The sequence below is a fragment of the Nitratireductor rhodophyticola genome (assembly GCF_019891355.1).
Classification (GTDB): Bacteria; Pseudomonadota; Alphaproteobacteria; order Rhizobiales; family Rhizobiaceae; genus Nitratireductor; species Nitratireductor rhodophyticola.
In genome coordinates, this window is record NZ_JAHSSF010000001.1 from 321,382 (window position 1) to 344,076 (window position 22,695).

Annotated in this window: 19 protein-coding genes and 2 tRNA genes; 11 read left to right on the plus strand and 10 right to left on the minus strand. The window is 61.2% G+C overall.

Going from position 1 to position 22,695, the window contains the following annotated elements; genetic code table 11:
- Positions 1 to 48 precede the first annotated feature (48 nt).
- A complete protein-coding gene (locus KUG85_RS01475; protein ID WP_223003907.1) occupies positions 49 to 1,674 on the plus strand; it encodes a peptidoglycan DD-metalloendopeptidase family protein in 1,626 nt (541 codons plus the stop codon).
- Positions 1,675 to 1,796: 122 nt separating this feature from the next.
- Here the strand turns inward: KUG85_RS01475 and KUG85_RS01480 are convergent, their stop codons facing one another.
- Complete coding sequence (locus KUG85_RS01480; RefSeq protein ID WP_223003908.1) at positions 1,797 to 2,675, minus strand: ATP-binding protein; 879 nt, start codon at positions 2,673 to 2,675, stop codon at positions 1,797 to 1,799.
- Positions 2,676 to 2,917: 242 nt separating this feature from the next.
- Here KUG85_RS01480 and yajC point away from each other — a divergent pair, with 242 nt between their 5' ends.
- The 5 genes from yajC (at position 2,918) to KUG85_RS01505 (ending at position 8,970) form a co-directional block, all read left to right on the plus strand.
- Positions 2,918 to 3,265, plus strand: a complete 348-nt coding sequence (yajC, locus tag KUG85_RS01485; RefSeq protein WP_007008235.1) for a preprotein translocase subunit YajC — start codon at positions 2,918 to 2,920, stop codon at positions 3,263 to 3,265.
- A 68-nt stretch (positions 3,266 to 3,333) separates the two neighbouring features.
- On the plus strand, positions 3,334 to 5,904 hold the full coding sequence (gene secDF, locus KUG85_RS01490; protein WP_223003909.1) for a protein translocase subunit SecDF: 2,571 nt from the start codon (positions 3,334 to 3,336) through the stop codon (positions 5,902 to 5,904).
- The gene (locus KUG85_RS01495) at positions 5,904 to 6,293 is read left to right on the plus strand and encodes an Mth938-like domain-containing protein (RefSeq protein WP_223003910.1); all 390 of its coding nucleotides are present in this window, start codon (positions 5,904 to 5,906) and stop codon (positions 6,291 to 6,293) included. The genes secDF and KUG85_RS01495 overlap by 1 nt, the downstream gene beginning before the upstream one ends.
- A gap of 1 nt (position 6,294) precedes the next feature.
- Positions 6,295 to 7,134 (plus strand): phytoene/squalene synthase family protein, encoded by an 840-nt coding sequence (locus KUG85_RS01500; RefSeq protein ID WP_223003911.1) that lies wholly within the window; start codon positions 6,295 to 6,297, stop codon positions 7,132 to 7,134.
- A 78-nt stretch (positions 7,135 to 7,212) separates the two neighbouring features.
- A complete protein-coding gene (locus KUG85_RS01505) occupies positions 7,213 to 8,970 on the plus strand; it encodes a DUF4153 domain-containing protein (protein WP_223003912.1) in 1,758 nt (585 codons plus the stop codon).
- 128 nt (positions 8,971 to 9,098) lie between these two features.
- Here KUG85_RS01505 and trmFO read toward each other — a convergent pair whose 3' ends face one another.
- On the minus strand, positions 9,099 to 10,502 hold the full coding sequence (trmFO, locus tag KUG85_RS01510) for a methylenetetrahydrofolate--tRNA-(uracil(54)-C(5))-methyltransferase (FADH(2)-oxidizing) TrmFO (protein ID WP_223003913.1): 1,404 nt from the start codon (positions 10,500 to 10,502) through the stop codon (positions 9,099 to 9,101).
- Between the two features lie 242 nt (positions 10,503 to 10,744).
- On the opposite strand from trmFO, the gene KUG85_RS01515 reads away from it, so the two are divergent.
- Positions 10,745 to 11,194, plus strand: coding sequence for a hypothetical protein (locus KUG85_RS01515; RefSeq protein WP_255606214.1), 450 nt, complete (start codon positions 10,745 to 10,747; stop codon positions 11,192 to 11,194).
- A 487-nt stretch (positions 11,195 to 11,681) separates the two neighbouring features.
- Here KUG85_RS01515 and KUG85_RS01520 read toward each other — a convergent pair whose 3' ends face one another.
- Positions 11,682 to 11,822 carry a DUF1127 domain-containing protein gene (locus tag KUG85_RS01520; RefSeq protein WP_007008226.1) on the minus strand — a complete coding sequence of 47 codons (141 nt, stop codon included), beginning with the start codon at positions 11,820 to 11,822 and terminating at the stop codon, positions 11,682 to 11,684.
- A gap of 333 nt (positions 11,823 to 12,155) precedes the next feature.
- On the opposite strand from KUG85_RS01520, the gene KUG85_RS01525 reads away from it, so the two are divergent.
- Both KUG85_RS01525 and tig read left to right on the plus strand, forming a co-directional pair.
- Positions 12,156 to 12,240 (plus strand) — tRNA-Leu (locus tag KUG85_RS01525).
- Positions 12,241 to 12,328: 88 nt separating this feature from the next.
- On the plus strand, positions 12,329 to 13,765 hold the full coding sequence (tig, locus tag KUG85_RS01530; RefSeq protein ID WP_223003914.1) for a trigger factor: 1,437 nt from the start codon (positions 12,329 to 12,331) through the stop codon (positions 13,763 to 13,765).
- Positions 13,766 to 13,848: 83 nt separating this feature from the next.
- Here the strand turns inward: tig and radC are convergent, their stop codons facing one another.
- The 7 genes from radC to KUG85_RS01565 all read right to left on the minus strand — a co-directional run bounded on the left by radC (position 13,849) and on the right by KUG85_RS01565 (position 20,837).
- Positions 13,849 to 14,625 (minus strand): RadC family protein, encoded by a 777-nt coding sequence (gene radC / locus KUG85_RS01535; protein WP_407673633.1) that lies wholly within the window; start codon positions 14,623 to 14,625, stop codon positions 13,849 to 13,851.
- A 42-nt stretch (positions 14,626 to 14,667) separates the two neighbouring features.
- Positions 14,668 to 15,495 (minus strand): type I methionyl aminopeptidase, encoded by an 828-nt coding sequence (map, locus tag KUG85_RS01540; RefSeq protein WP_223003916.1) that lies wholly within the window; start codon positions 15,493 to 15,495, stop codon positions 14,668 to 14,670.
- 54 nt (positions 15,496 to 15,549) lie between these two features.
- The gene (sfsA, locus tag KUG85_RS01545) at positions 15,550 to 16,251 is read right to left on the minus strand and encodes a DNA/RNA nuclease SfsA (RefSeq protein ID WP_223003917.1); all 702 of its coding nucleotides are present in this window, start codon (positions 16,249 to 16,251) and stop codon (positions 15,550 to 15,552) included.
- Positions 16,252 to 16,302: 51 nt separating this feature from the next.
- The gene (locus KUG85_RS01550; protein ID WP_255606215.1) at positions 16,303 to 17,340 is read right to left on the minus strand and encodes a hypothetical protein; all 1,038 of its coding nucleotides are present in this window, start codon (positions 17,338 to 17,340) and stop codon (positions 16,303 to 16,305) included.
- A gap of 83 nt (positions 17,341 to 17,423) precedes the next feature.
- A tRNA-Glu gene (locus tag KUG85_RS01555) sits at positions 17,424 to 17,499 on the minus strand.
- Positions 17,500 to 17,579: 80 nt separating this feature from the next.
- The gene (locus KUG85_RS01560; RefSeq protein ID WP_223003918.1) at positions 17,580 to 18,740 is read right to left on the minus strand and encodes a YcbK family protein; all 1,161 of its coding nucleotides are present in this window, start codon (positions 18,738 to 18,740) and stop codon (positions 17,580 to 17,582) included.
- 267 nt (positions 18,741 to 19,007) lie between these two features.
- Entirely contained in the window at positions 19,008 to 20,837 is a 1,830-nt protein-coding gene (locus tag KUG85_RS01565; protein WP_223003919.1) for a PHA/PHB synthase family protein, read from the minus strand.
- A gap of 200 nt (positions 20,838 to 21,037) precedes the next feature.
- Between KUG85_RS01565 and KUG85_RS01570 the strand changes: the two genes are divergently transcribed.
- Positions 21,038 to 21,373: a hypothetical protein gene (locus KUG85_RS01570; RefSeq protein WP_141685983.1), complete on the plus strand. Its 336-nt coding sequence runs from the start codon at positions 21,038 to 21,040 to the stop codon at positions 21,371 to 21,373.
- 83 nt (positions 21,374 to 21,456) lie between these two features.
- A complete protein-coding gene (locus KUG85_RS01575) occupies positions 21,457 to 22,677 on the plus strand; it encodes an LL-diaminopimelate aminotransferase (RefSeq protein ID WP_171900050.1) in 1,221 nt (406 codons plus the stop codon).
- Positions 22,678 to 22,695 lie beyond the last annotated feature (18 nt).

The window sequence follows — 22,695 nt, forward strand, 5'->3', positions numbered from 1 at the left end:
ACGCGATTTAATTGCCCGTGTTCAGGTATTGGGTACGCGGGTAGTCAAATGCGTTGTATTGCACGGAATTTCGATCGCGCGCTTCTGCGCGGAGCAGCCGTCATCTTGATAGGCGGCGTGGCGGCAGGATGCAGTTCCGATCTATCGCGCTTCAAGTCCAGCGATTTTGCCGACGCACGGTCGACGAACCGCAGCGTCGCCATGGCACCTGCAAGCCAGCCCTATCCGGGCGATGTCGGCGCGGGTCTCGACAATACCTACACCGGCTCGATCAGCAGGCAGGGCGGTGGCCCGCGGCCGTCGGCTTCCGTTGGAGGGGCGATGCGGCAGCCGCTGCCCGCCCCCACGAATACCGCTGCACGCGCTGCAACACGACCCGTCGATCTGACCACCTCCGGTGTCGCCCGTAGCAGTGTGCAGCGCCAGCCCATCGCCGCGCCGTCGCAGCCGGCGCCGGTCGTTGCAGCCGCTCCTGCGCCGCAGCTTGACCGGACGCCGACCGGTTCCGTGACCCGCCAGCCGGCTCAGGCCCAGGCGCCTGTGCGCAGTGGCAACAGCGGCGATAGCGGCTGGAGCAATGTGGGCGGCACCACAATCACCGTGCGTGAGGGCGAGACGGCCTACAATCTGTCGCGGCGCTTCGGGATTCCGGTCGCGGCGATCCTCAGCGCCAACAATCTTTCAAGCGCCTCCGAGCTGAAGGCCGGGCGGAAGATCGTCATCCCGACCTATGTCTATTCGCGGCGCGCCCCGGTTTCGGCACCGGACAATGACGCGCGTGCGCAGCAGCAGGCTGTGCGTCAGCCGATCCCGAACGAACCGGAACCGCAGCGTGAACCGCAGGAGCGCCTCGCTGTTCTGCGCGAAACGCCGCGGCCCAAACCGCGCCCGCAGGGTGCGGAGACCAGCAACGCGACTGCAGGCACCAATAGTGCAAGCCAGGTGCCTTCGCAGGCCGGCACCGGCGCGGGCGGTTCCTACACGGTTGTTTCAGGCGACACGCTTTACGGCATCGCCCGCAAGACGGGAGCGAGTGTCGCCAACATCAAGGCAGCGAACGGCCTCTCGGATGGATATCTGCGGGTCGGCCAGACGCTGGCCATTCCTTCGGGCAATGTCAGCCAGCCCACCCGGGTGGCGAATGCCTCCAGCGGCGTTGACCGGACAACGACGAGCGCGACGACACGTGAACCCGCGCAGGTCGTGAAGACGTCGGCCCCACAGGCAACGTCCTCCACGCAGACCCAGGTCGCGGCGGTTGCGACGCAGAGCAGGGATGTCGCGCCGGATTCGACCGGAATCGGCAAGCTGCGCTGGCCGGTGCGCGGGCGGATCGTTTCCGATTTCGGCAACACATCCGGCTCGGCCCGCAATGACGGCATCGACATCGCGGTTCCGGCGGGTACGCCGGTGAAGGCAGCTGAGAACGGCGTGGTGATTTATGCCGGCGATGGTCTCAAGGAGTTTGGCAACACGGTGCTCGTGCGCCATGACAACGGCATGGTCACGGTCTACGGGCATGCCAGTGCGCTTCGGGTCAAACGGGGCGAGAAGGTGCGGCGTGGACAGGAAATCGCGCTTTCGGGCATGAGCGGCAGTGCCGACCGCCCGAAACTGCATTTCGAGGTGCGCAAGGACGCGACGCCCGTCAACCCGAGCGGCTATCTGGAATAAGCGTTCCCTGAATAACGAGAAAAAGCTGCGGCCTGCCAGACCTCCGGTCAGGCCGCCTCTTTGACCCGCCCGTGAGGGCGGGTCTTTTATTTTTGACCCGCCCGTGAGGGCGGGTCTTTTATTTATGTATCCAGCCGTTTGCCGAGACGTCCGGCGAGGTCCTGAATGAACTGCCAGGCGACACGGCCTGAACGGCTGCCGCGCGTGGTTGCCCATTCGAGCGCTTCGGCGCGCAGGGTTTCCGGGGCGATCTCGAGGCCGAAATGGGCGACATAGCCGTCGATCATCGCCAGATAGTCGTCCTGGGAACATTTGTGGAAACCGAGCCAGAGCCCGAAACGATCCGACAGAGAGACCTTTTCCTCGACGGCTTCCGATGGGTTGATGGCCGTGGAGCGTTCATTCTCGATCATGTCGCGGGGGAGGAGGTGGCGCCGGTTGGAGGTGGCGTAGAGAATGACGTTGGCTGGCCGGCCTTCGACCCCGCCCTCCAGCGCCGCCTTGAGAGACTTGTAGGACGTGTCGTTCTGATCGAAGGACAGATCGTCGCAGAACAGGATGAAGCGGAAGGGGGCGGCTTTCAACAGTGCCATGAGCTGGGGGAGGGTCTCGATATCCTCCCGGTGAATCTCGACCAGCTTCAGCGGCGCCTGCCCGCTTGCCGCGGTGCGGTTGACCTCGGCGTGCACCGCTTTCACCAGTGACGACTTGCCCATGCCGCGCGCGCCCCACAAAAGCACATTGTTGGCTGGCAGGTCCCTGGCAAAACGGTCGGTGTTGTCGGAGAGAATGTCGCGCACGCGGTCAACGCCGCGGATGAGGCCGATGTCCACCCGATTGACGTTTTCAACGGGTTCAAGCGCCCTGCGATCGGCCTGCCAGACAAAACAGTCGGCTCTGTCGAAGCGGGGAGGAACCGTCGGGGCGGGCCCGAGCCGCGCAACGGCTTCAACCAGCCGGTCCAGTTTTTCAGACAACGCTTCAATGGTTTTGTCGGACATGGTTTCCTCACGATGGCACATACGACTGCGATTAGCGTACCGTACGGTACGGTTCTTTCATAGAGCCGGGCAATTTGCAAGCCGGGAAGGAGGGGCTGCGGTACCGAGCGGGGGTCTGGGGGGCACATGCGTTCAGAAGTGCGTGCGCAGAGACCGGGAACAGTTGCAATGGAGAGGCGAAAGTCTATATTCCGGCCACATTTATGACCAGCCGGCTCTACGGCACATATCAGGAGTTTTCGATGTTCATCACCCCGGCATACGCACAGGCTGGCGCAGGCGGAACGCCCGACATCCTTGTCAGCATCCTGCCCTTCGTCCTGATCTTCGTGATCATGTATTTCCTTATAATCCGCCCACAGCGCCAGCAGATGAAGAAGCGCTCCGAAATGCTCGCCGCAGTGCGTCGCGGTGACACGGTGGTGACGGGCGGTGGCCTGGTCGGCAAGGTGACGAAGGTCATCAACGACGCCGAACTCGAAATCGACCTTGGCGGCGGAAACAAGGTGACGGCCATGCGCGCAATGCTCGCCGAAGTGCGGGTGAAGGGCGAACCGGTGGCAGACAACAGCCAGGCCGCCAAGAAATAACCGCAATATGACGTGATTGCCGGGAAGGGCCGGCAAACGGCCCTTCCAAACTGAACCGACGAGGCCCCATGCTACATTTCTCGCGCTGGCAAACGATCCTCATATGGCTGGCTGTGGCGCTTGGCGTCGCCTATGCGGCGCCGAATATCATTCCGCCATCCTATTTGTCCTCGATGCCGAGCTGGGCGCCTTCGCGGCCGATGACCCTGGGTCTCGACCTTCAGGGCGGTTCGCACATTCTTCTGCAGATCGAAAAGCAGGAACTGATCGAAGAGCGCATCGTCACCACGCGTGACGACATTCGCCGCCTGCTGCGCGAGAAACGGATCGGCTATACGGGCCTGACGGGCTCGGGCCAGAGCGTGCAGGTGCGTATCCGCGATGCGGGTCAGGTTGAAGAAGCCAAGGAGGCGCTGCGCGAGCTGACGCAGCCGGTCAATTCGGGCCTCTTCAGCGGCGGCACGGTGACCGAGCTTCAACTGACGGAGCCGGAACCGGGCTTGCTGCGCTATTCGCTGACGGAAGAGGGCATCAACTACCGAATCTCGTCTGCGCTGTCGCAGTCGATCGAGGTGGTGAGCCGCCGCGTCAATGAACTGGGCACGACCGAGCCGATCATTCAGCGGCAGGGCGATGACCGCATTCTCGTACAGGTGCCGGGCCTGCAGGATCCGCAGCGCCTGAAGGACATTCTCGGCCAGACTGCCAAGCTGACTTTCCAGATGGTGGACCAGTCGATGCCAGTGCAGGAAGCGATCAATGGCCGCCCGCCCATCGGCACGACAATCAAGTATTCCGTGGACGACCCGCCCGTTCCCTACCTGATCGAGGACCGGGTGATCGTTTCGGGTGAAAACCTCGTGGACGCGCAGGCGACATTCGATCAGCGCACCAATGAACCGGTGGTCAGCTTCCGCTTCGACACCAAGGGTGCGACAAGGTTCGGCCAGGCGACGCAGGAGAATGTCGGGCGCCTTTTCGCCATCATTCTCGATGACCAGGTTATCTCCGCACCGCAGATCCGCGAACCCATCCTGGGCGGTACCGGGCAGATTTCAGGAAGTTTTGACGTGCAGTCGGCCAATGATCTGGCCGTTCTTCTGCGTGCCGGTGCACTTCCGGCGACCCTGACCATCATCGAAGAGCGCACCGTCGGGCCAGGCCTTGGCCAGGATTCCATCGATGCCGGCAAGATCGCTGCAATGATCGGCGCCGCGCTCGTGGTGCTGTTCATGATCGCAGCCTATGGCCTGCTTGGCGTGTTTGCCGTGGTGGCGCTTGCGGCCAACGTAACGATGATCGTCGCCATACTGTCTGCGCTGGGAGCAACGCTGACGCTTCCGGGTATTGCCGGTATCGTGCTGACGATCGGTATGGCGGTGGATTCCAGCGTGCTCATTTTCGAGCGCATACGCGAGGAACGGGCCGGGGGACGTTCGCTGATCCAGGCGGTCGATACGGGTTTCTCCAAGGCGCTGGCCACCATTGTCGACGCCAATGTGACGACGCTGATTGCGGCGATCATCCTGTTTTATCTTGGATCGGGCCCGATTCGCGGATTCGCGGTCACACTCGCCATCGGTATTGCCACGACGGTGTTCACCGCCTACACGCTGACGCGCTGGATCGTGGCCGACTGGGTGCGTCGCCGCCGCCCCAAGGAGCTGCCGCGCACACCACTGCGTTTCGTGCCCGATGGCACCAGCATCGGCTTCATGAAGCTGCGCCGCGTGACCTTTACGCTTTCGGCCATCGCTTCGATTGCGGCCGTCGCGCTCTTCATGACCATCAACATGAACTACGGCATCGACTTCAAGGGTGGTTCGTCGATCGAGGTCCAGTCCCGCGAGGGACCAGCGGACATCGGCGATATCCGGGCGCGTCTGTCCGATCTGAACCTTGGCGAAGTTCAGGTTCAGGAGTTTGGCGATCCGCGCGAAGTGCTGATCCGCGTTCAGGCGCAGGACGGTGGCGAGAATGCCGAGCAGTCCGTGATCGCCAAGGTGCGGGGGGAACTGGAGGATGCCTATGAGTTCCGCCGCGTTGAAGTGGTGGGACCAACGGTGTCAGGCGAACTGGCGCGGGCCGGCACGATTGCCGTGCTTGTCTCGCTGATGGCGATCCTGATCTATATCTGGCTGCGGTTCGAGTGGCAGTTCGCCGTGGGTGCGATCCTGGCAACGCTGCACGATGTGATCATGACCGTCGGGTTCTTCGTGATTACCGGAATAGAGTTCAATCTTTCGAGTATCGCGGCGATCCTGACAATTGTCGGCTACTCACTGAACGATACGGTGGTCGTCTATGACCGCGTGCGCGAGAACCTCAGACGGTTCAAGAAGATGCCGCTGCCGGAGCTTCTGAACCTGTCGATGAACCAGACCCTGTCACGCACCATCATGACTTCCGTGACAACGCTTCTGGCGCTTGCGGCTCTCTTCGTCTTCGGTGGCGAGGTCATTCGCTCCTTTACGGCGGCCATGATCTTCGGCGTGGTGATCGGCACCTATTCGTCGATCTTCATCGCCGGTCCGTTGCTGATCCTGTTCCGCATGCGCTCAACCGGAGCACTCGGTGCGGAGCAGGGCGGCGATGACGCAACCGGTTCGGAGACGACCGGACAGTTGCCGGCCAAGTGATGGCGGGCGGTATCGAAATCCGCACGGCCCATTTTCCGGGCCGCGCGCCGATCGATGCCTACGGCAATGGCGGGTTTCGCTTTGCCGACATGTCGCATCGCGGCTCGATCCTGTGTCTGCCCTCGGGGATACATGGATGGGATGTGAGCAGCTTCGGTGATGTGGGGGAGGCCGATCTTGCCCGCCTGCTGGACGAAGCCGCTGAATTCGACATCCTTCTCGTGGGGACAGGCGATACGCTGATCCCGATGCCCCCGCAGATGCGCAGGAGCTTCCGCGAGGCCGGCGTGGCGGTGGAGACCATGGCCACGGGCGCGGCGGTGCGGACCTACAACGTGCTTCTCGCAGAGGATCGTACCGTGGCTGCGGCGCTGATCGCCGTCGACTGAGATGGCAGAGGTGGAGCCATTCGTCGTTTCCTTGGTGCGGGAGGCCGATCCGGACCGCTACCTCTCCGTTCTTTATGCTCCAGAAGACAAACGCGCGGCGCTTTTCGCGCTCTACGCGTTCAATGCCGAGGTGGCTGGAATCCGTGACCGCGTGAGCGAGCCCCTGCCGGGGGAGGTGCGGCTGCAGTTCTGGCGCGATGTGCTGACGGCGGACGCTGCGCCGGAAAGCTCACCGCTTGCGGTCGCGCTGCTCAATGCGATCCGCAGCCACCAGCTTCCCGTTCAGCCACTGCTCGACCTTCTGGAAGCGCGCAGCTTCGATCTTTATGACGACCCCATGCCGAGCCGGAACGATCTGGAAGGATATTGCGGCGAGACGGCGTCTGCGTTGATCCAGCTTGCCGGGCTGGTGCTCGATACGTCTGCCGCGATGCGGTTTTCCGAAGTCTCGGGGCATGCCGGCTGTGCGCAGGCCATTGCCGGGCTTCTGCGCATGCTGCCGATCCACCGCAGGCGCGGGCAGTGCTACATCCCGGGCGACCTTCTTGATGCTGCCGGGACCACGCGCGAAAACCTGTTGAATGGACAGGACAGGGCGGGCTCGGCGCGCGCGCTTGCCGCCATGATCGCACTGGGCAGGCACCACGTTGCCAGGTTCGAGGAGGGGGCGAGAGATCTGCCTGCTACGCTGCGCCCTGCCTTCCTGCCGGCGGGCCTTTCGAAGACGTATCTCGATCGTCTCGAAGCCAAGGGGGAAGCAGCCCTGAATGAAATCGTGACGCTGGCGCAATGGCGGCGGCACTGGCTGATGTTCAGGCATGCCACAAAGGGTTGGGGATAAGCCTTCGGAAGCGCTGCCTAAATTGTACCGCGCTTTCATGATCCTGATTGTGCAAAGGTTCGTTCCGGGGGAAAGTTTTTGGTAGAACAACTGAACGACGCTCATGCGAGCACCGGCTGGCTCGCCTCATCGCGGGAGGCGATTGCCGCCATGGGAGATGCGTTGTCGCGCTTTCCCGTCACGGTGATCTTCCTCTTTCTGATGGCGCTACAGGCCAACGCGATGGTCGCCGATATCGATCTCGCTCCGGTCTGGATTCCGGATTCGGTGCGAGACGAAGACCTGCTTCTGGCATTGCTCGCAGCGGTGTTTGCCTCATTCGCCGCAACACTTCTCGCGCAGGCATGGCGTTTGTCCGCTTTGATCGCGTCCCTGCTGGCGTTGCTCGCTGGCGTGGCCGCCTTCACCGTGATGTGGCCGACTATGGCGGACCGCACGGTGGAATGGGCGTTTCTTGCTTCGCTGATGGCGCTGGTGCCGATCGCGCCATTTGCGGGGAGGGGATCGGGAAATGCGTTCTGGATGTTCACGGCGCGGCTTGCCTTTGCCGCCGCACTCGGCCTTCTGGCCTTCGTGCTGTTTGGCGGTGGCATTTCCGCCATTCTGGCAAGCCTCACCCATCTCTTCGGCATCGACATCCCGAGCGATCTCTACCAACATATCTGGGCCTCCATAGGACTCTTCGTTGCACCCCTGTTCGGCCTTGGTCAGACCCCGCGCGTGTTTGACGAAGAGCCGGGCGGGCATGAGCATGACATGATGCAGCGGGGCATGCGGGCGCTGGGTGACTTCGCAGCGGTTCCGCTCCTCATCATCTACGCGGTGATCCTGCATCTCTATGTGGCGAAGATCATCGTGACGGGGGAGGTGCCGCAGGGGCAGATCGGCTGGCTGGTGCTGACCTATGGCTCCTGCATCGTCGCCGTTCTGCTTCTGACCAAACCGTTTCTCGACACTGCTCGCGCGCCGACGCGTTTCTTTGTGCGCTTCTGGCCGCTCTTTTTGCTGGTGCCGCTTTTCCTGCTGTTTTATGCGCTGTCGCTGCGCGTGGACGCATTCGGCTGGACAGTGCAGCGGTACTTCCTGGGGCTGTTCGGCCTGGTGATGCTTGTTCTGGTCGTTCTGCAGCTCGTGCCACGGGTGCGTGGCGATATACGCATGATCGCCGGCATTCCGGTTCTGGCGCTCCTTGTCGGCAGCTTTGGCCCGCAGGGCGCTCTCGACTGGTCGCTGTCGTCGCAGCGCGAGCGATTTCTGGAGATCGTCCGGGGCGAACCAGAGGACGTGCATACGAAGGCAGAGGCGCTTGCCGTCCTGCGTTATCTGAATGGAGAAAATGCTGCGCTCGACGTGGCTCCGGACGGCTTTGTCCAGGAGGACGACGAGAGCCTCTATCGGCAGGTGGCGCGCGCCTGGGGCCTCGACCCCGACAATCCCGTACAGCGCGGGCGTCAGGGGTTCTCCTATAACAACCCGGGAACTTTCGCGTTTGCCCTTGATGGGTTTGACACAGCAATCCAGAACGCGCAGTTTTACCGGGAGAACGACCCAACGGGTGGTGTCACATTGCCTGACGGGACCGTTCTCAGGCTGCTTCTGAAAAAGAACGCGGTATCACTGGAGCCGGCGGAGGGCACACCCACGCTGTTTCCCATAGATACCGCAAAAATCATCGAGCTTTCCTCGCAGGGGGATCAACCTGCGGTGCTGCGCCTTGAGGCGCACGGCCGGACGATTTTGCTGATCCCCGGCTATCTCTATGCAAGATCGGATCCGGAAACGGTTTTGGAGAATTTCACGGGAACCGTGCTTCTGCGTAGCGCCGACTGGCCCTGATCCTGAAAGAGCGGGCGCGGCCGCGGTGTGACTTTCGATCTCCGGGGTTACGGATTCGTGGTGGTAAACGAAAAAGGGGGCTGCACCGGCCCCCTTTGATCTTGCTCGTTCAAAGGCTTTTGGCAGGTTTATTCGGCTGCCGCGACGGCGGAAAGACCGTCAAGCCATGCCTTGAAGTCGACAAGCGCGCGCGCTGTCAGCGCCTTTTTCTTGGCGATGGATTTTTCCTTGCCGCGAAGCCGTTTGCCTTCGGGCTTCGGGACCTCGACGGGCGGGAAAAGGCCGAAATTGACGTTCATCGGCTGGAATGAACGCTTGCCGGGCTCGTCATCCGAAAGAATGTGTCCACCGGTGATGTGATTGAGCAGGGCGCCGAAGGCGGTGGTCGCTGGTGGCGTGGGAATGGGACGCCCCAAACGCTCGGCTGCCGCGAAGCGACCGGCGATCAAACCCATAGAGGCACTTTCCACATAGCCTTCGCAGCCGGTGATCTGACCGGCGAAGCGCAGCCCCGGGCGGCTCTTCAACTGCAATGTTCCGTCCAGAAGGGTCGGAGAGTTCAGATAGGTGTTGCGGTGCAATCCGCCGAGGCGCGCGAACTCGGCATTCTCCAGACCGGGAATCATGCGGAAAATGTGCGTCTGTTCGCCGTATTTCAGCTTCGTCTGGAAGCCAACCATATTGTAGAGCGTACCGAGTGCATTGTCCTGACGCAGCTGCACCACGGCATAGGGCTTTTCGTCTGGCCTGTGCGCATTGGTGAGCCCCATGGGCTTCATGGGGCCGTGCCGAAGCGTCTCGGGGCCGCGCTCGGCCATCACCTCGATCGGTAGGCAGCCGTCGAAATAGGGCGTGCCCTCCCATTCCTTGAACTCGGTCTTGCCACCATCGAGCAGGGCCTGGATGAAAGCTTCGTACTGCGCCTTGTCCATTGGACAGTTGATATAGTCCTTGCCCGTGCCGCCGGGACCGACCTTGTCATAGCGCGACTGGAACCATGCTACGTCGAGATTGATGGAATCGAAATGGACGATAGGGGCAATGGCATCGAAGAAAGCAAGCGATTCTGCGCCGGTTGCCTGTGAAATGGCTTCTGCCAGTGCCGGCGCGGTCAGGGGGCCGGTGGCAATGATCGCCTGATCCCAGTCTTCCGGCGGCAGCCCGGTGATTTCTCCGCGCTCAATGGTGATGAGCGGATGAGCCTCGAGCGCAGACGTGACCGCTTCTGAAAAGCCATCGCGGTCGACGGCGAGCGCGCCACCGGCCGGCACCTGATTGGCGTCGCCGCAGCGCATGATGAGCGAATCCGCCAGACGCATCTCCGCGTGAAGCAGACCGACCGCGTTGGTCTCTGCGTCGTCGGAACGGAAGGAGTTGGAGCAGACCAGTTCGGCAAGACCGTCGGTCTTGTGGGCGTCTGTCCCACGCACCGGCCGCATCTCATGCAGAATGACGGGAATTCCCGCCTGAGCAACCTGCCAGGCGGCTTCGGAGCCGGCGAGACCGCCGCCAATGATGTGTATCGGTTTCATGAAGTGGAGATAAGCCGCCGTACCGGGGAATGCAACGGCAGAGGATGCGCGCTAACCAATAATGCAGAGCGTGGCCGGCGGTGCTTTTCCGAATGCGTGCCGCAGCGTAGACTGTCTCAATGGGGCTTGCGATTTTACGTACAGGAATGGTCTGCGCGGCGCTGGCGCTCGTCTGGGTAGGCGCGGCACGGGCGGAACGCCTTGACGTTTGCAGCGGATATGGCTGCTTCTATAAGAAAAGTGTGACGATCGGATCAGCCGCCAGGCAGCGTCTGACACGTATCATGGCCTCGGGCAGGGCTTCGGCGAAGGCCGAGCGTGCGGCTGTCGGAAAGGCCGTGCGCTATTTCGAGAAGCTGGCGACACAGGCCATCGGTGTGCGGGACGACGCGAAGTCGGCACCCGGCGGAGCGCATGTCTATGGCCAGATGGACTGCATCGACGAGTCGCGCAACACGCGCGCTCTGCTGCGTTATCTCGAGCGCCACGGTCTGCTGCGCCATCACACTGTGCAGCGGAACTCAGCGCGCGGCTTTTTCGTGGATGTGCGCTATCCGCATGCGACGGCCGTGCTGCGCACGAAGAGCGGAGAGGACTGGGCGGTGGACAGCTGGTTTGAGCCGGCCGGCGGGGCGCCCGACATCATGAAACTGTCCGAATGGAAAAAGCGCGGCGTGCGCGGCGAACGCTGAACGATTCCCAAAAAAAAAAACGACACCCGCCGAGGGAGGAGGTTCGGCGGGTGTCGCTATGGGATGACCGGCAATTTGGGAGGAGGAGGTTGCCGGTCTATTCGCCAGGGTTGGGAGGAGGTAACCCGGACGAAATCTATGAAACTCAATTCCTGACAGCGCCCATATAGGTAGGCTTCTGCCCGGAAACAACACCCGCCGAGGGAGGAGGTTCGGCGGGTGTCGTTTTGGGATGACCGGCAATTGGGAGGAGGAGGTTGCCGGTCGTTTCCTTCGGAATTGGGAGGAGGATAACTCCGAAGGAAGCTCTAAAACTCTGTGTGGCGCGCTGTTTCAAGCGCTGCCGCCCGTTCCAACACCCGCCGAGGGAGGAGGTTCGGCGGGTGTTGTTTTGGGGTGACCGACAATTGGGAGGAGGAGGTTGCCGGTCATATTCGTCAGGATCGGGAGGAGGTGACCCTGGCGAAACTGTTAAACTCTTTTGCCCTTAGAGGGACTTGCGTGCCACGAACGGGATGTCGCCGCGGGAAATGCCCAGATCGTTCAGCTCACGGTTGGACAGACGGCTCAGTTCGGTGACGGTCTGACGGTAACGGCGCCAGTTGCGGTAATTGCGGATGATGTTCATCTCAGTGCTCGCTTCGTTTGAATTCCGTGTTCGTTTGTTGAGCCTGAGATAGTCCCATCCCGCCCGGCTTTGAAGTGCCAATGTTGCATGACAGCAATGCGATTTGTGCAATGCAGCATGGCCTTTTTGCGGCTGCGTTGTGGCGGGGAGTCGTCGGGATTATAATCGATTTATAAAAAATGCGGGAAACGAAGCGGGAGCGCCGGGTGTTACCGGGTCGGCAAAAGGATCAAAAAAGCCCTGAATCTTGCCAATTTTGCTTTGATAGACTAGGTGCAGGTGATATAGAACCCGCGCTTTCGGAAGCTTAGGGTGTTCCTTGGGTCTTTCGAAGCGGGTGTGGTGGAATTGGTAGACACGCAGGATTTAGGTTCCTGTGGCGCAAGCCGTGGGGGTTCAAGTCCCTCCACCCGCACCAGAAGGGCCATTCCCGGTAAGATTCCCCGACAGGAAGAGCGGTGGGCGCCGTGAACGCGGCGACAAAAGCGAATACAAAGGTATGATGGATGCAGGTAACCGAAACTCTCAACTCAGGGCTCAAGCGCGAACTTAAGGTCGTCGTTCCTGCAAAGGACATGGAGGCGCGCCTCACCCAGCGTCTCGATGATGCGAAGGGCAAGGTAAACCTCAAGGGTTTCCGCCCCGGCAAAGTGCCCGCACAGCACCTGCGCCGCGTCTATGGCAAATCCTTCATGGCTGAGGTCGTGAACGAGATCCTTGCGGACACGCAGAGCATCCTGACCGACCGCGGCGAGAAGCCGGCCATTCAGCCGGAAATCTCCATGACCGAGGACGAAAAGGAAGCCGAAAAGGTTTTGGCCGGCGATGCGGACTTCGAATTCTCGATGTCTTACGAAGTCATCCCGCCGATCGAACTCAAGAGCTTCTCCGATATCAAGATCACGCGTCAGGTTTATGACGTCACGGACGAGGAAGTCGAAGAGCAGGTCAAGCGCGTCGCCGATTCTGCCCGCACCTATGAGGTGAAGAAGGGCAAGGCCGCCGAAGGCGACAAGGTGAAGCTCGACTATCTCGGCAAGATCGATGGCGAGCCCTTTGATGGGGGCGCTGCCGAGGATTCCGAGGTCGTGATTGGTATGAACCAGTTCATCGCCGGTTTCGAAGAGCGGCTTGTCGGTCTCAAGGCCGGCGATGAGACGACGATCAAGGTGACCTTCCCGAAAGAGTATGCGGCAGCGCATCTGGCCGGCAAGGAAGCCGAGTTCGACATCAAGGTCAAAGAGGTCTCCAAGCCCAATGAGCTGGAGATCAACGACGAGACCGCAAAGCAGCTCGGCCTTGAATCGGCTGACAAGCTGCGCGAGATCGTTCGCGGCCAGCTTGAGAACCAGTTCGGCCAGGTGACGCGTCAGAAGGCGAAGCGTCAGATTCTCGACGCGCTGGACGAGGCTTACAAGTTCGAAGCGCCGTCCAAGCTCGTGGAAGCCGAGTTCGAGAACATCTGGAACCAGGTGACCCGCGATCTCGAGGCTGCCGGCCGCACCTTCGAAGACGAAGAGACGACCGAGGAAGAGGCTCGCGAAGAGTATCAGCGTCTTGCTGAGCGCCGCGTGCGTCTGGGGCTCGTTCTCTCCGAGATCGGCGAGAAGGCGGAAGTCAAGGTCGGCGACGAAGAGATGCAGCGCGCGCTCATCGAATCGATCCGCCGCTACCCCCCGCACCAGCAGCAGGAAATCTACGAGTTCTACCGTCAGAACCCGCAGGCCATGGCCAACATCCGTGCGCCGCTGTTCGAGGAGAAGGTCATCGACCATCTGCTCGGTGAGATCTCCGTCACCGACGAGAAAGTTTCGCGCGACGAGCTGATGGCGGACGACGAGGACGAGGCTGAGGCAAAGCCGGCGAAGAAGGAGAAGGCTGCTCCGAAAAAGAAAGCCGCTCCGAAAAAGGCTGCTGCCAAGAAGAAAGAAGAGGGCGAGTAATCGCTTCTCGACTTCTCCAGAACTTTATGAAGGCCGCTCCATGAGCGGCCTTTTCCGTTTTGGTCACGGGTTCTGAGACGCTTTCAGATAAGCTGGAGCCCCTTGAAGCTTACATGGCTCTTCTTGCCGATGATGATGTGGTCGTGAACCGTGATGCCAAGCGGCTTTGCCGTGTCGACGATGGTCTTCGTCATGTCTATATCGGCGCGCGAGGGGGTCGGGTCGCCAGAGGGATGGTTGTGGACGAGGATGACTGCCGTCGCGGCGAGCTCCAGAGCGCGGCGGACGAGCTCGCGCGGATAGACCGGCGTATGATCGACCGTACCGGTCTGCTGGACCTCATCGGCGATCAACTGGTTCTTCTTGTCCAGAAACAGGACGCGGAACTGCTCGCGGTCTTCGTGGGCCATGACGGCGGTGCAGTATTCGATCACCTGGGACCATGAGGTCAGAAGCTGGCGGTTGCGGAGATCTGCCTTGAGCATTCTCTGGGCAAGGGCTGCCGCGATCTTGATGTCACGCGCGGCTGACGCGCCGATGCCGTCGACTTCCTGCAGAAGGCGCTCGGGTGCGCCGAAAACCTCGGGAAGCGAGCCGAAGCGCTCCAGCAGGGCTTTCGCGGGGCCTTTCGTGTCGGCACGCGGTATCGAGCGGAACAGGAACAGTTCCAGGATCTCATAGTCGAGGAGTGCCGCGCTGCCAGCCTCCGCGAAACGCTGTCGCAGCCGGTCGCGGTGCCCGTGATAATGCGGCTTTGTTCCGGCTTTTCCAGTCGGCGCAAGTTGCTCTTCAGCAAAGAAACTGCGTTCGTCTTCCCCGTCCATGAATTGCCCCCGCCGCTGTCCCGCCGCTGCCCCCATGCGAACGTGCGCTTCCGCGATGACGCACGTTCCGGTGGCAGTTTAGGCCGGGAGACCGGGCCGGTCGAGCCCTGCGGGCGAAAGCGTGAAGATTTCGCAACCGGTTTCCGTAACGCCGATAGAGTGCTCATATTGGGCAGACAATGAGCGGTCCCGCGTGACCGCCGTCCAGCCATCGGACAGCACTTTTACATGGGGGCGGCCGAGATTGATCATCGGTTCGATGGTGAAGATCATGCCGGGGCGCATCTCGACGCCCTCATTGACGCTGCCATAGTGCAGGATATTGGGAGCGTCGTGAAACAGCTGCCCCACTCCATGGCCGCAGAAATCGCGCACCACGGAGCAGCGTTCCCCCTCGGCATAGGACTGGATGGCAGCACCGATGGCACCTGTGCGTGCGCCGGGCTTCACCGCGGCGATGCCGCGCATCAGGCACTCATGCGTGACCTCCAGAAGGCGCTCGGCAGCGCGCTTGATGGTGCCGACGGGATACATTCGGCTCGAATCGCCGTGCCACCCGTCGAGGATATAGGTGACATCGATATTGACGATGTCGCCATCACGCAGCGGCTTGTCGTCGGGAATGCCGTGACAGACCACATGGTTGATCGAGGTGCAGGTCGACTTGGTGTAACCGCGATAGTTCAGTGTCGCGGGGATCGCGCCGTTGTCCATGCCGAATTCGAACACAAACCTGTCGATTTCGTTGGTGGTCACGCCCGGCACGACACGGCTTGCGAGTTCATCCAGGCAGCGTGCGGTCAGGTTGGACGCCCTGCGCATACCTTCGAACCCTTCCTCGCCGTAAAGGCGAATCTGGCCGGTGTTTCGCATGGGGGCGGAGTCTGCTTCGAGATAGGTGACCATGGAGCTTGAGTCGCTTGCGCTTCGGTTGGGTGTTGCTGCCGGATTTTGCTGTTTTTATCGCACGATGTCTATCAGCCTGTCCGGCTCTATGGCTTCAGGGCTGATTTGGCATTTGATGGCGTAAGCTTCAACCCCGGCTTTTTCGGCAAGTGCGAATGCGGCCGTATAAACGGGGTCGAGATCGTCACACAGGCGAAAACGCTCGCAGTCGCTTCTCTGGATCAGATAGATCATGATCGCGCGATGACCGGCCCTGCGCATGGCCATCAACTCGTGCAGGTGCCGCGCTCCGCGCTCTGTCACTGTGTCGGGAAACTCCGCAAGACCCGTCTTGCGCATGAAATGCACGTTCTTGACTTCCACATAGGCCGAGGGGCGCTGCGGATCCTCCAGGAGCATGTCGATACGGGAGCGTTCCCCGTAGCGCTGCTCACGCTTCAGAATGGAATAGGTGGCAAGATCGGACACAAGTCCGGCGCGAATTGCTTCTTCGGCAAGCCTGTTGGGCAGACCGGTGTTGATGCCAACCAGCGTGCCATCGGCCTCCACGATCTCCAGACGGTGGCTGTATTTGCGCTTCGGGTCGTCGGAGTGGGAAAGGAAGATTCGCGACCCTGCGGATGTGAGACCGAGCATGGAACCGGTGTTGGGCACCGAAACGGTGATCTCCGTGCCGTCCATCAGCGTGACGTCGGCAAGGAAACGCTTGTAGCGGCGAATGAGGCGGGCTTCGATCAGGGGCGTTGGAAACTGCATTGTGTTGGTTGGTCGGGCTTTCAGCGGGGCGTTGCGGTTGTTGAGGCGGTATCAGCCCTGAGCCGAACTGCGGGCCACGGCTGCTGCACGCCTGCGATAATACGGGCCAAGGACGAGCGGTGTCAGATACATGGGGATCTGGTAGCAGCCGATGAAAAGCAGCAGCGAATCGGTAACACTGGCGGGGAGGGCTGTGAGGAAGAGGCCGATATTGCGGTTGCCGGCAGCAATGCCCAGGGGCGCTGCAATCCGTTTTCCTCCACAGCGCTCGAGCAGGGCTGTCACAGCTATCTGCAGGACGAAGTTGGCGGCAAAGGCAACCGCCAGATTGAGGCCGACACGTGCCGGATCGACGAGAACGGTCTCGCCCACCGCCGACATGAGGCCGACAACCACGACACCCATAAGAATGGCCGACAGGCCGTCAATTGACCGGATAGCCCCGGGGGCTGGGTTTGAGAGCGCCAGACGGCGCAGGAGGAAGGCGGCGGAGACCGCCAGCGCAATAACGCCCAGCAACCGGCCAGCGGCCGCCAGGATCACATCGGCGCTGCCGAGCGCCGGCGTCAGCCAGAAAACCGGAAGAACCGTTAGGGGCAGAAGGGCCGTTCCGAGCGTCATGACCCGCATGACAGGGGCGGGGTCGTTGCCGGTCATGATCGCCAGGTGCGGGCTGCCGGATACAGGCGCGGCGGCTGCCATCAGCACCAGGGCCGTGGGCAGGACCCCTTTCCATCCGATTGCCAGAAAGAAAAGTGCGAAGCCGATGGGCAGAAGCAACTGAAAGGCGAGCGTGGCAACGAGTGACTGGCGAAAATCGCCCAGCGCGCCAATAAGGGCTTTCGGGCCCACTCTAAGGGCTGCCAGGAAGAGCAGGGCCGCGATCATTTCGGCAATCCAGGGCTTTGCAGCATGGGCGGCAGCCGGTGAGGCTATGCCCACGAGAAGCCCGGCAATCAGGAAGAAGCGGGCATGGGATGCGGCAAAGCCGAGCAGTTTCTCCAGAGCGGTCAATAGGCCCTGCATTCCATCGCCTTCCTGTCCGTGCCGCTGACGCAGACACGCCTCCATCAGTCGCAACCATTTCATGCGAGGAGTACGCGTGCCGCAAGACGGGGTCAAACCCGGTTCGTCAGCGTCAATCCATATGCGATGTGGAAAGCAGGAGAAACTGGCACGCCCAACGGGACTCGAACCCGTGTTTCCGCCGTGAAAGGGCGGCGTCCTAGACCGCTAGACGATGGGCGCGCTCAAGACGATCCGGCTTATAGTGAGCTTCGCTGCCGGGGGCAACCCGTCTTGTGATGGTTCTATGCTTTTTTTGTGATTTATTTTCTGCGGCGGCAGCGCCAGTTCCAGTCGCGCTCCGGGCCGACGTCGACATGGACGGATTTTGTGTGGCAATAGGTGCCCACACCGCCACGACCGGGCATGGAACGGACATATTTGGCCAGTTCCCATTTGCTGACGCCTTCGATCTGGATGTCGGCGGCGGCGCAATACATATGCAGAGATTTGCGGGCGCCGCGCACACGGCGGTTATAGCTCGGGCTGCGGTAACCGGATGTCACCACGATTCGCTTTCCGTAATGACGCTCGATGGTCTTGAGCATGCCGACAAGGGCCGGCTTCAGGCAGGCAGTGTCCACACTTTCCCGCTGCTTCAGGAGACCGTTGGGGGCGAGGCGTGCCATGCCTGCCGCCGAAGCAACCTGATAGGCTGGCTCTTCTTCGTAAATGTCCGCGTCTGCATCAGCATTGCTGCTGCCGGACCTGCTGGAAAACTCGAAAAGACTTTCGCCCTGGCGTACGCCGGGAAGAGCCGAGCCCATGTTGACGGATGCCTGCACTGGCTTCGTGTCCGGGGAGGCGGAGGCAAGCACCACTTTCGGCTCCTCGTCTTTCGGCTTTGCACTGGCCTGACTGATAAGCGGGCGGGTTGCTTTCTCGGCCGCTTTTGCAGCCTGTGGCTCCCGGGCCGAGAAGAACGCCGATAGGAAACTCTGGCGCTTCGATGCCGCTTCTTCCTGGGAGCCGGTGCTGTCGGCGGCGACCGCAATGTCGTCGGAGAGAGCTTCGTCAGATGCTGCTGGTTCTGCAGACTGGGCGACGGTGTTGTCAGTTGCGGTGGTGGGAGCCTGCGGTGCGCTTTCGGCGGACGCCGTCTCTGCTGTCGCTTCTGCTGGTGCGATTGGTGCTGCTGCGGTTTCTGTTGTGGTTTCGACAACCGACTCCGCTTTTTCAGCAGCGCCCGGTCGTTCTTTGGGGAGTGGCACCGCGTTTGCCGATGCGGCTTCGTCCGCGCCGGGGGCAGATGCAATCAGAGCGCCATCGCTAGCCGCGAGATCGGAGTTGGTGTCGTCGCTTTGCAGTGCGGCCGGGGCGAGGCCAAGCTGGGTTACGGGATCCGAGGTGGTAGAGCAGGACGCCAGAAACAGAGCGCACATCACACTCGCCAGGCTGGTCCGGCCAAAGCTCATCACCGTCATACAGCGTTTTCCGCTCTCGTCCCCCAGCAACAGAAATGTGCCCCCTCAACTGATTTGCCACACGCTCTATGGTGAACTGAAATCTGGATCGCAAACTTGTGGCAAGTGCTTGTCTTGCCTGCGAATCTCAGCCCGTTGGAAAACCATATAGGCGTTAGAAAACAATTGAGGCAAGAACATGTTTCAGAACAAGACTATGTCAAAGTTCAAATCAGGCCCTTAAAAGCATTGTTTCATGCCGTCACGTTGTGTGATCAGACCCTCATCCTAGGCGCGGATACGCACATAATCTCCAGGGGCTTCTCCGAGGGACTTCTTGCTCTTTGCAGGTTTGCGGGCTTTCACCTTTTTGTCGTCCTGTGCGACGATCCACTCGTGCCAGCGTGGCCACCAGGAGCCGGCATTCTCCGTGGCTGTCGCCATCCAGTCGGCGAGTTCCCCGTCGGGTTCTGCACCGGTCCAGAACTGATATTTCTTCATTTCGGGCGGGTTGATGACGCCGGCGATGTGACCCGAGCCTGCAAGAACAAACTCAACCGGTCCCCCGAAAAAGCGGCTGCCAAGGAACACGGACTTTGCGGGCGCAATGTGATCTTCGCGTGTCGCAAGGTTGAATATCGGGATTTTGATCTGTTCGAGATGAAGCGCTTTGCCGCGGAGGATCGCGCGCCCGCGTGAGAGATTGTTCTCCAGATAGCAGTTGCGCAGATAGTAGGAGTGATTGGCGGCGGCCAGCCGGGTGGAATCGGAATTCCAGTAAAGGAGATCGAAGGGCAGCGGCGCCTGGCCGCGCAGGTAGTTGTTGACCACATAGGGCCAAATCAGATCACCGGCGCGCAGCATGTTGAACGCTGTCGCCATGCGTGTAGCGTCGAGGTAGCCGCGCTCGCGCATGGCTGCGTCCAGCGCCCTGATCTGATCCTCGTCGACGAAGACCTTGAGATCCCCTGCAAATGTGAAGTCCACCTGCGTGGTCAGAAGCGTCGCCGAGGCTATGCGGTTGTCATCTTCGGCAGCCATCAGGGCAAGGCCGGCTGCAAGCAGTGTGCCGCCGACGCAGTAGCCCATCGCATTGACCTGTCTTTCTCCGGTCGCAGCTTCGATCGTGTCCAGCGCAAACCGTATGCCCTGATCGATATAGTCCGCCCAGTCGAGGCGCGCGTGACGCTCGTCCGGGTTGACCCAGGAAATGACGAAGACCGTATGGCCCTGTTCGACGGCCCAGCGAATGAAGGACCGCTTCGGATTGAGGTCGAGAATGTAGAATTTGTTGATCCAGGGCGGGACGATGAGGAGCGGCCGCTTCAGTACGTTCTTCGTGGCGGGTTCGTATTGGAGGACTTCGACCAGGTCGTTGCGCGCAACGACCCTGCCGGGGGTGGTGGCGATGTTTTCGCCGACCTTGAATTTGGAACTGTCGGACTGTCTGAGTTTCAGGTCACCCTTGCCGGCGGCAATGTCCTCGGCCAGCATGCGCATGCCGCGTACCAGGTTTTCGCCATCGCTCGCCATCGTCTCACGGTAGAGCTCGGGATTGGTGAGCAGGAAATTTGATGGAGAAAGAGCCTGGCTTATCTGCTCGACGTAGAAGCGCGCCTTGTGGCGGGTTATGTCATCAAGGTCATCGGCACCGTCCACGAGATCGGCCGCCCAGCGCGCTGTAACGAGGTAGGCCTGCTTCAGGAAACTGAAAAACGCGTTGCGCCCCCATTCGGGATCCTGGAAACGCTTGTCGGTGGTGGAGGCTCGCGCGTAATCGCCGACGTTCTCCTCGCTCATGCGGCGAATTGCGTTCGCCCAGATGCCCATGAATTCTGCGAAGAGGCGGGTCTGTGCCTCGAGTGCGCGGCCGGGATCGCCAAGCCAGTATTCACTGACGCGCGAGAAGGTTCTGATCATGTCGGCAAGCGGTGCGGCTGTGATGTCGCTCGATTCGCTCTTTTCCCGTGCCTCCGTCCAGGAGGCGGCCGCCTTGCCGAGTTCCTCCAGCGCCCGCGCGAGATTTTGTGCGAGACGCTCGGGGTCTTTTGCGAAATACTGGTCGAGTGTTGTGCCTGCGTGGTTTTCTGCGCCGTTGGTCTGCTTTTTCTGAGCCATAATCTGCGCCTGCAACCTGGACGCGCCTTTAAAGCGGCGCGGTGTTAACGTAATCTCACGGGAGGCTCCCCCGCGACCATCATGCATGGTAGTGGCTTGAATCGGAAGAGAATATGAAAATCAGACCTCATGGCGGATTTTTTCGCGCTACCGGATTGATCGCCTCGGCGGTTGCGCTGTCGCTGGCCCTTGGGGGGTGCATGAGCATGAGTCTGGAAGATGCCGCGCCGTCTGCCGCGATCACAACGCCAGCACCGGTGCCGCAGCCTGCCCCGCAACCGGCACCGGAGGTCGTGAGCGGACCCGGCGTCCGCAACACCGGCGCCTATCCCGATCTGAACATCCCGCCGGAATCGGCCGGAACGCCAATCGATGCAACCGAGAAGGATGCGCTGACGCGCGACCTTTCCGCCGCGCGCGACCGTCTGGCGGGCCGCGCGCCGACCGGCAACGCCGAGGCGGAAGCGATCCGGCTGCGTCGCCTGGCGAAAACGCATGCCGACCGACGACTCGAGGAAATCGAAAAGAGCGAGTAGCTTCGGTTTGCTCCCCTCGACCGTTTGGGGGAATGGGTATATGAGGACCGGGCGTCGTCCTGCACGACCTGCATTGAGGTATGATGATGGAAGAATTCCATAAGATCCGCCGGCTTCCGCCCTATGTGTTCGAGCAGGTGAACCGCCTGAAGGCCAGCGCGCGGTCGCGCGGGGCCGACATCATCGATCTGGGCATGGGCAATCCCGACCTGCCGACCCCGCAGGCCATTGTCGACAAGCTGTGCGACGTTGTGCGCGATCCACGCACGCATCGTTACTCGTCTTCTCGCGGCATTCCGGGGCTGCGTCGGGCACAGGCCGCCTATTACGAGCGCCGCTTTGGCGTGAAGCTCGATCCTGAGACCCAGGTGGTTGCGACCCTTGGTTCCAAGGAGGGCTTTGCCAACATGGCCCAGGCGATCACAGCGCCGGGCGATGTGGTTCTGTGTCCGAACCCGACCTATCCAATCCACGCTTTCGGTTTCATCATGTCGGGTGGTGTCGTGCGCGCCATTCCCGCCGAACCGGATGCGAATTTCATACCGGCACTTGAGCGGGCGGTGCGCTATTCCACGCCGAAACCGCTGGCTCTTATCCTCAACTATCCGTCGAACCCGACGGCCTGCATGGCATCGCTGGATTTTTACAGGGACGTGGTGGCGTTCGCTCGAAAGAACGATTTGATCATCCTGTCCGATCTTGCTTATTCGGAAATCTATTTCGATGGCAATCCGCCGCCTTCCGTTCTGGAGGTGCCGGGCGCGATGGATGTGACGGTGGAGTTCACCTCCATGTCCAAAACGTTTTCCATGCCCGGCTGGCGCATGGGGTTTGCGGTCGGCAATGAGCGGCTGATTGCAGCGCTTTCGCGCGTAAAGTCTTATCTGGATTATGGCGCGTTCACACCTATCCAGGTGGCCGCCGCCGCAGCATTGAACTCGGATGGCACGGAGATTGAAGAGGTGCGCGAGGTCTATCGCCGCCGCCGCGACGTGCTTGTGGAATCGTTTGGCCGTGCGGGCTGGGATGTGCCTCCGCCGCCCGCAACAATGTTTGCCTGGGTGCCGATCCCGGACGCCTACCGCGAACTGGGCTCTCTGGAGTTTTCCAAGCTGTTGGTCGAAAAGGCTGAGGTGGCCGTGGCACCGGGCATCGGTTTCGGTGAGTTCGGCGACCAGCATGTGCGCATCGCCCTGGTGGAAAACGAGCACCGGATCCGCCAGGCCGCGCGCAGCATCAAGCGCTTCCTTGCAACGGCACCGGAAAACACCGACAACGTCATCCCGCTCGGCGCCCGGCGCTGAGTCTCACTCACTGAACTT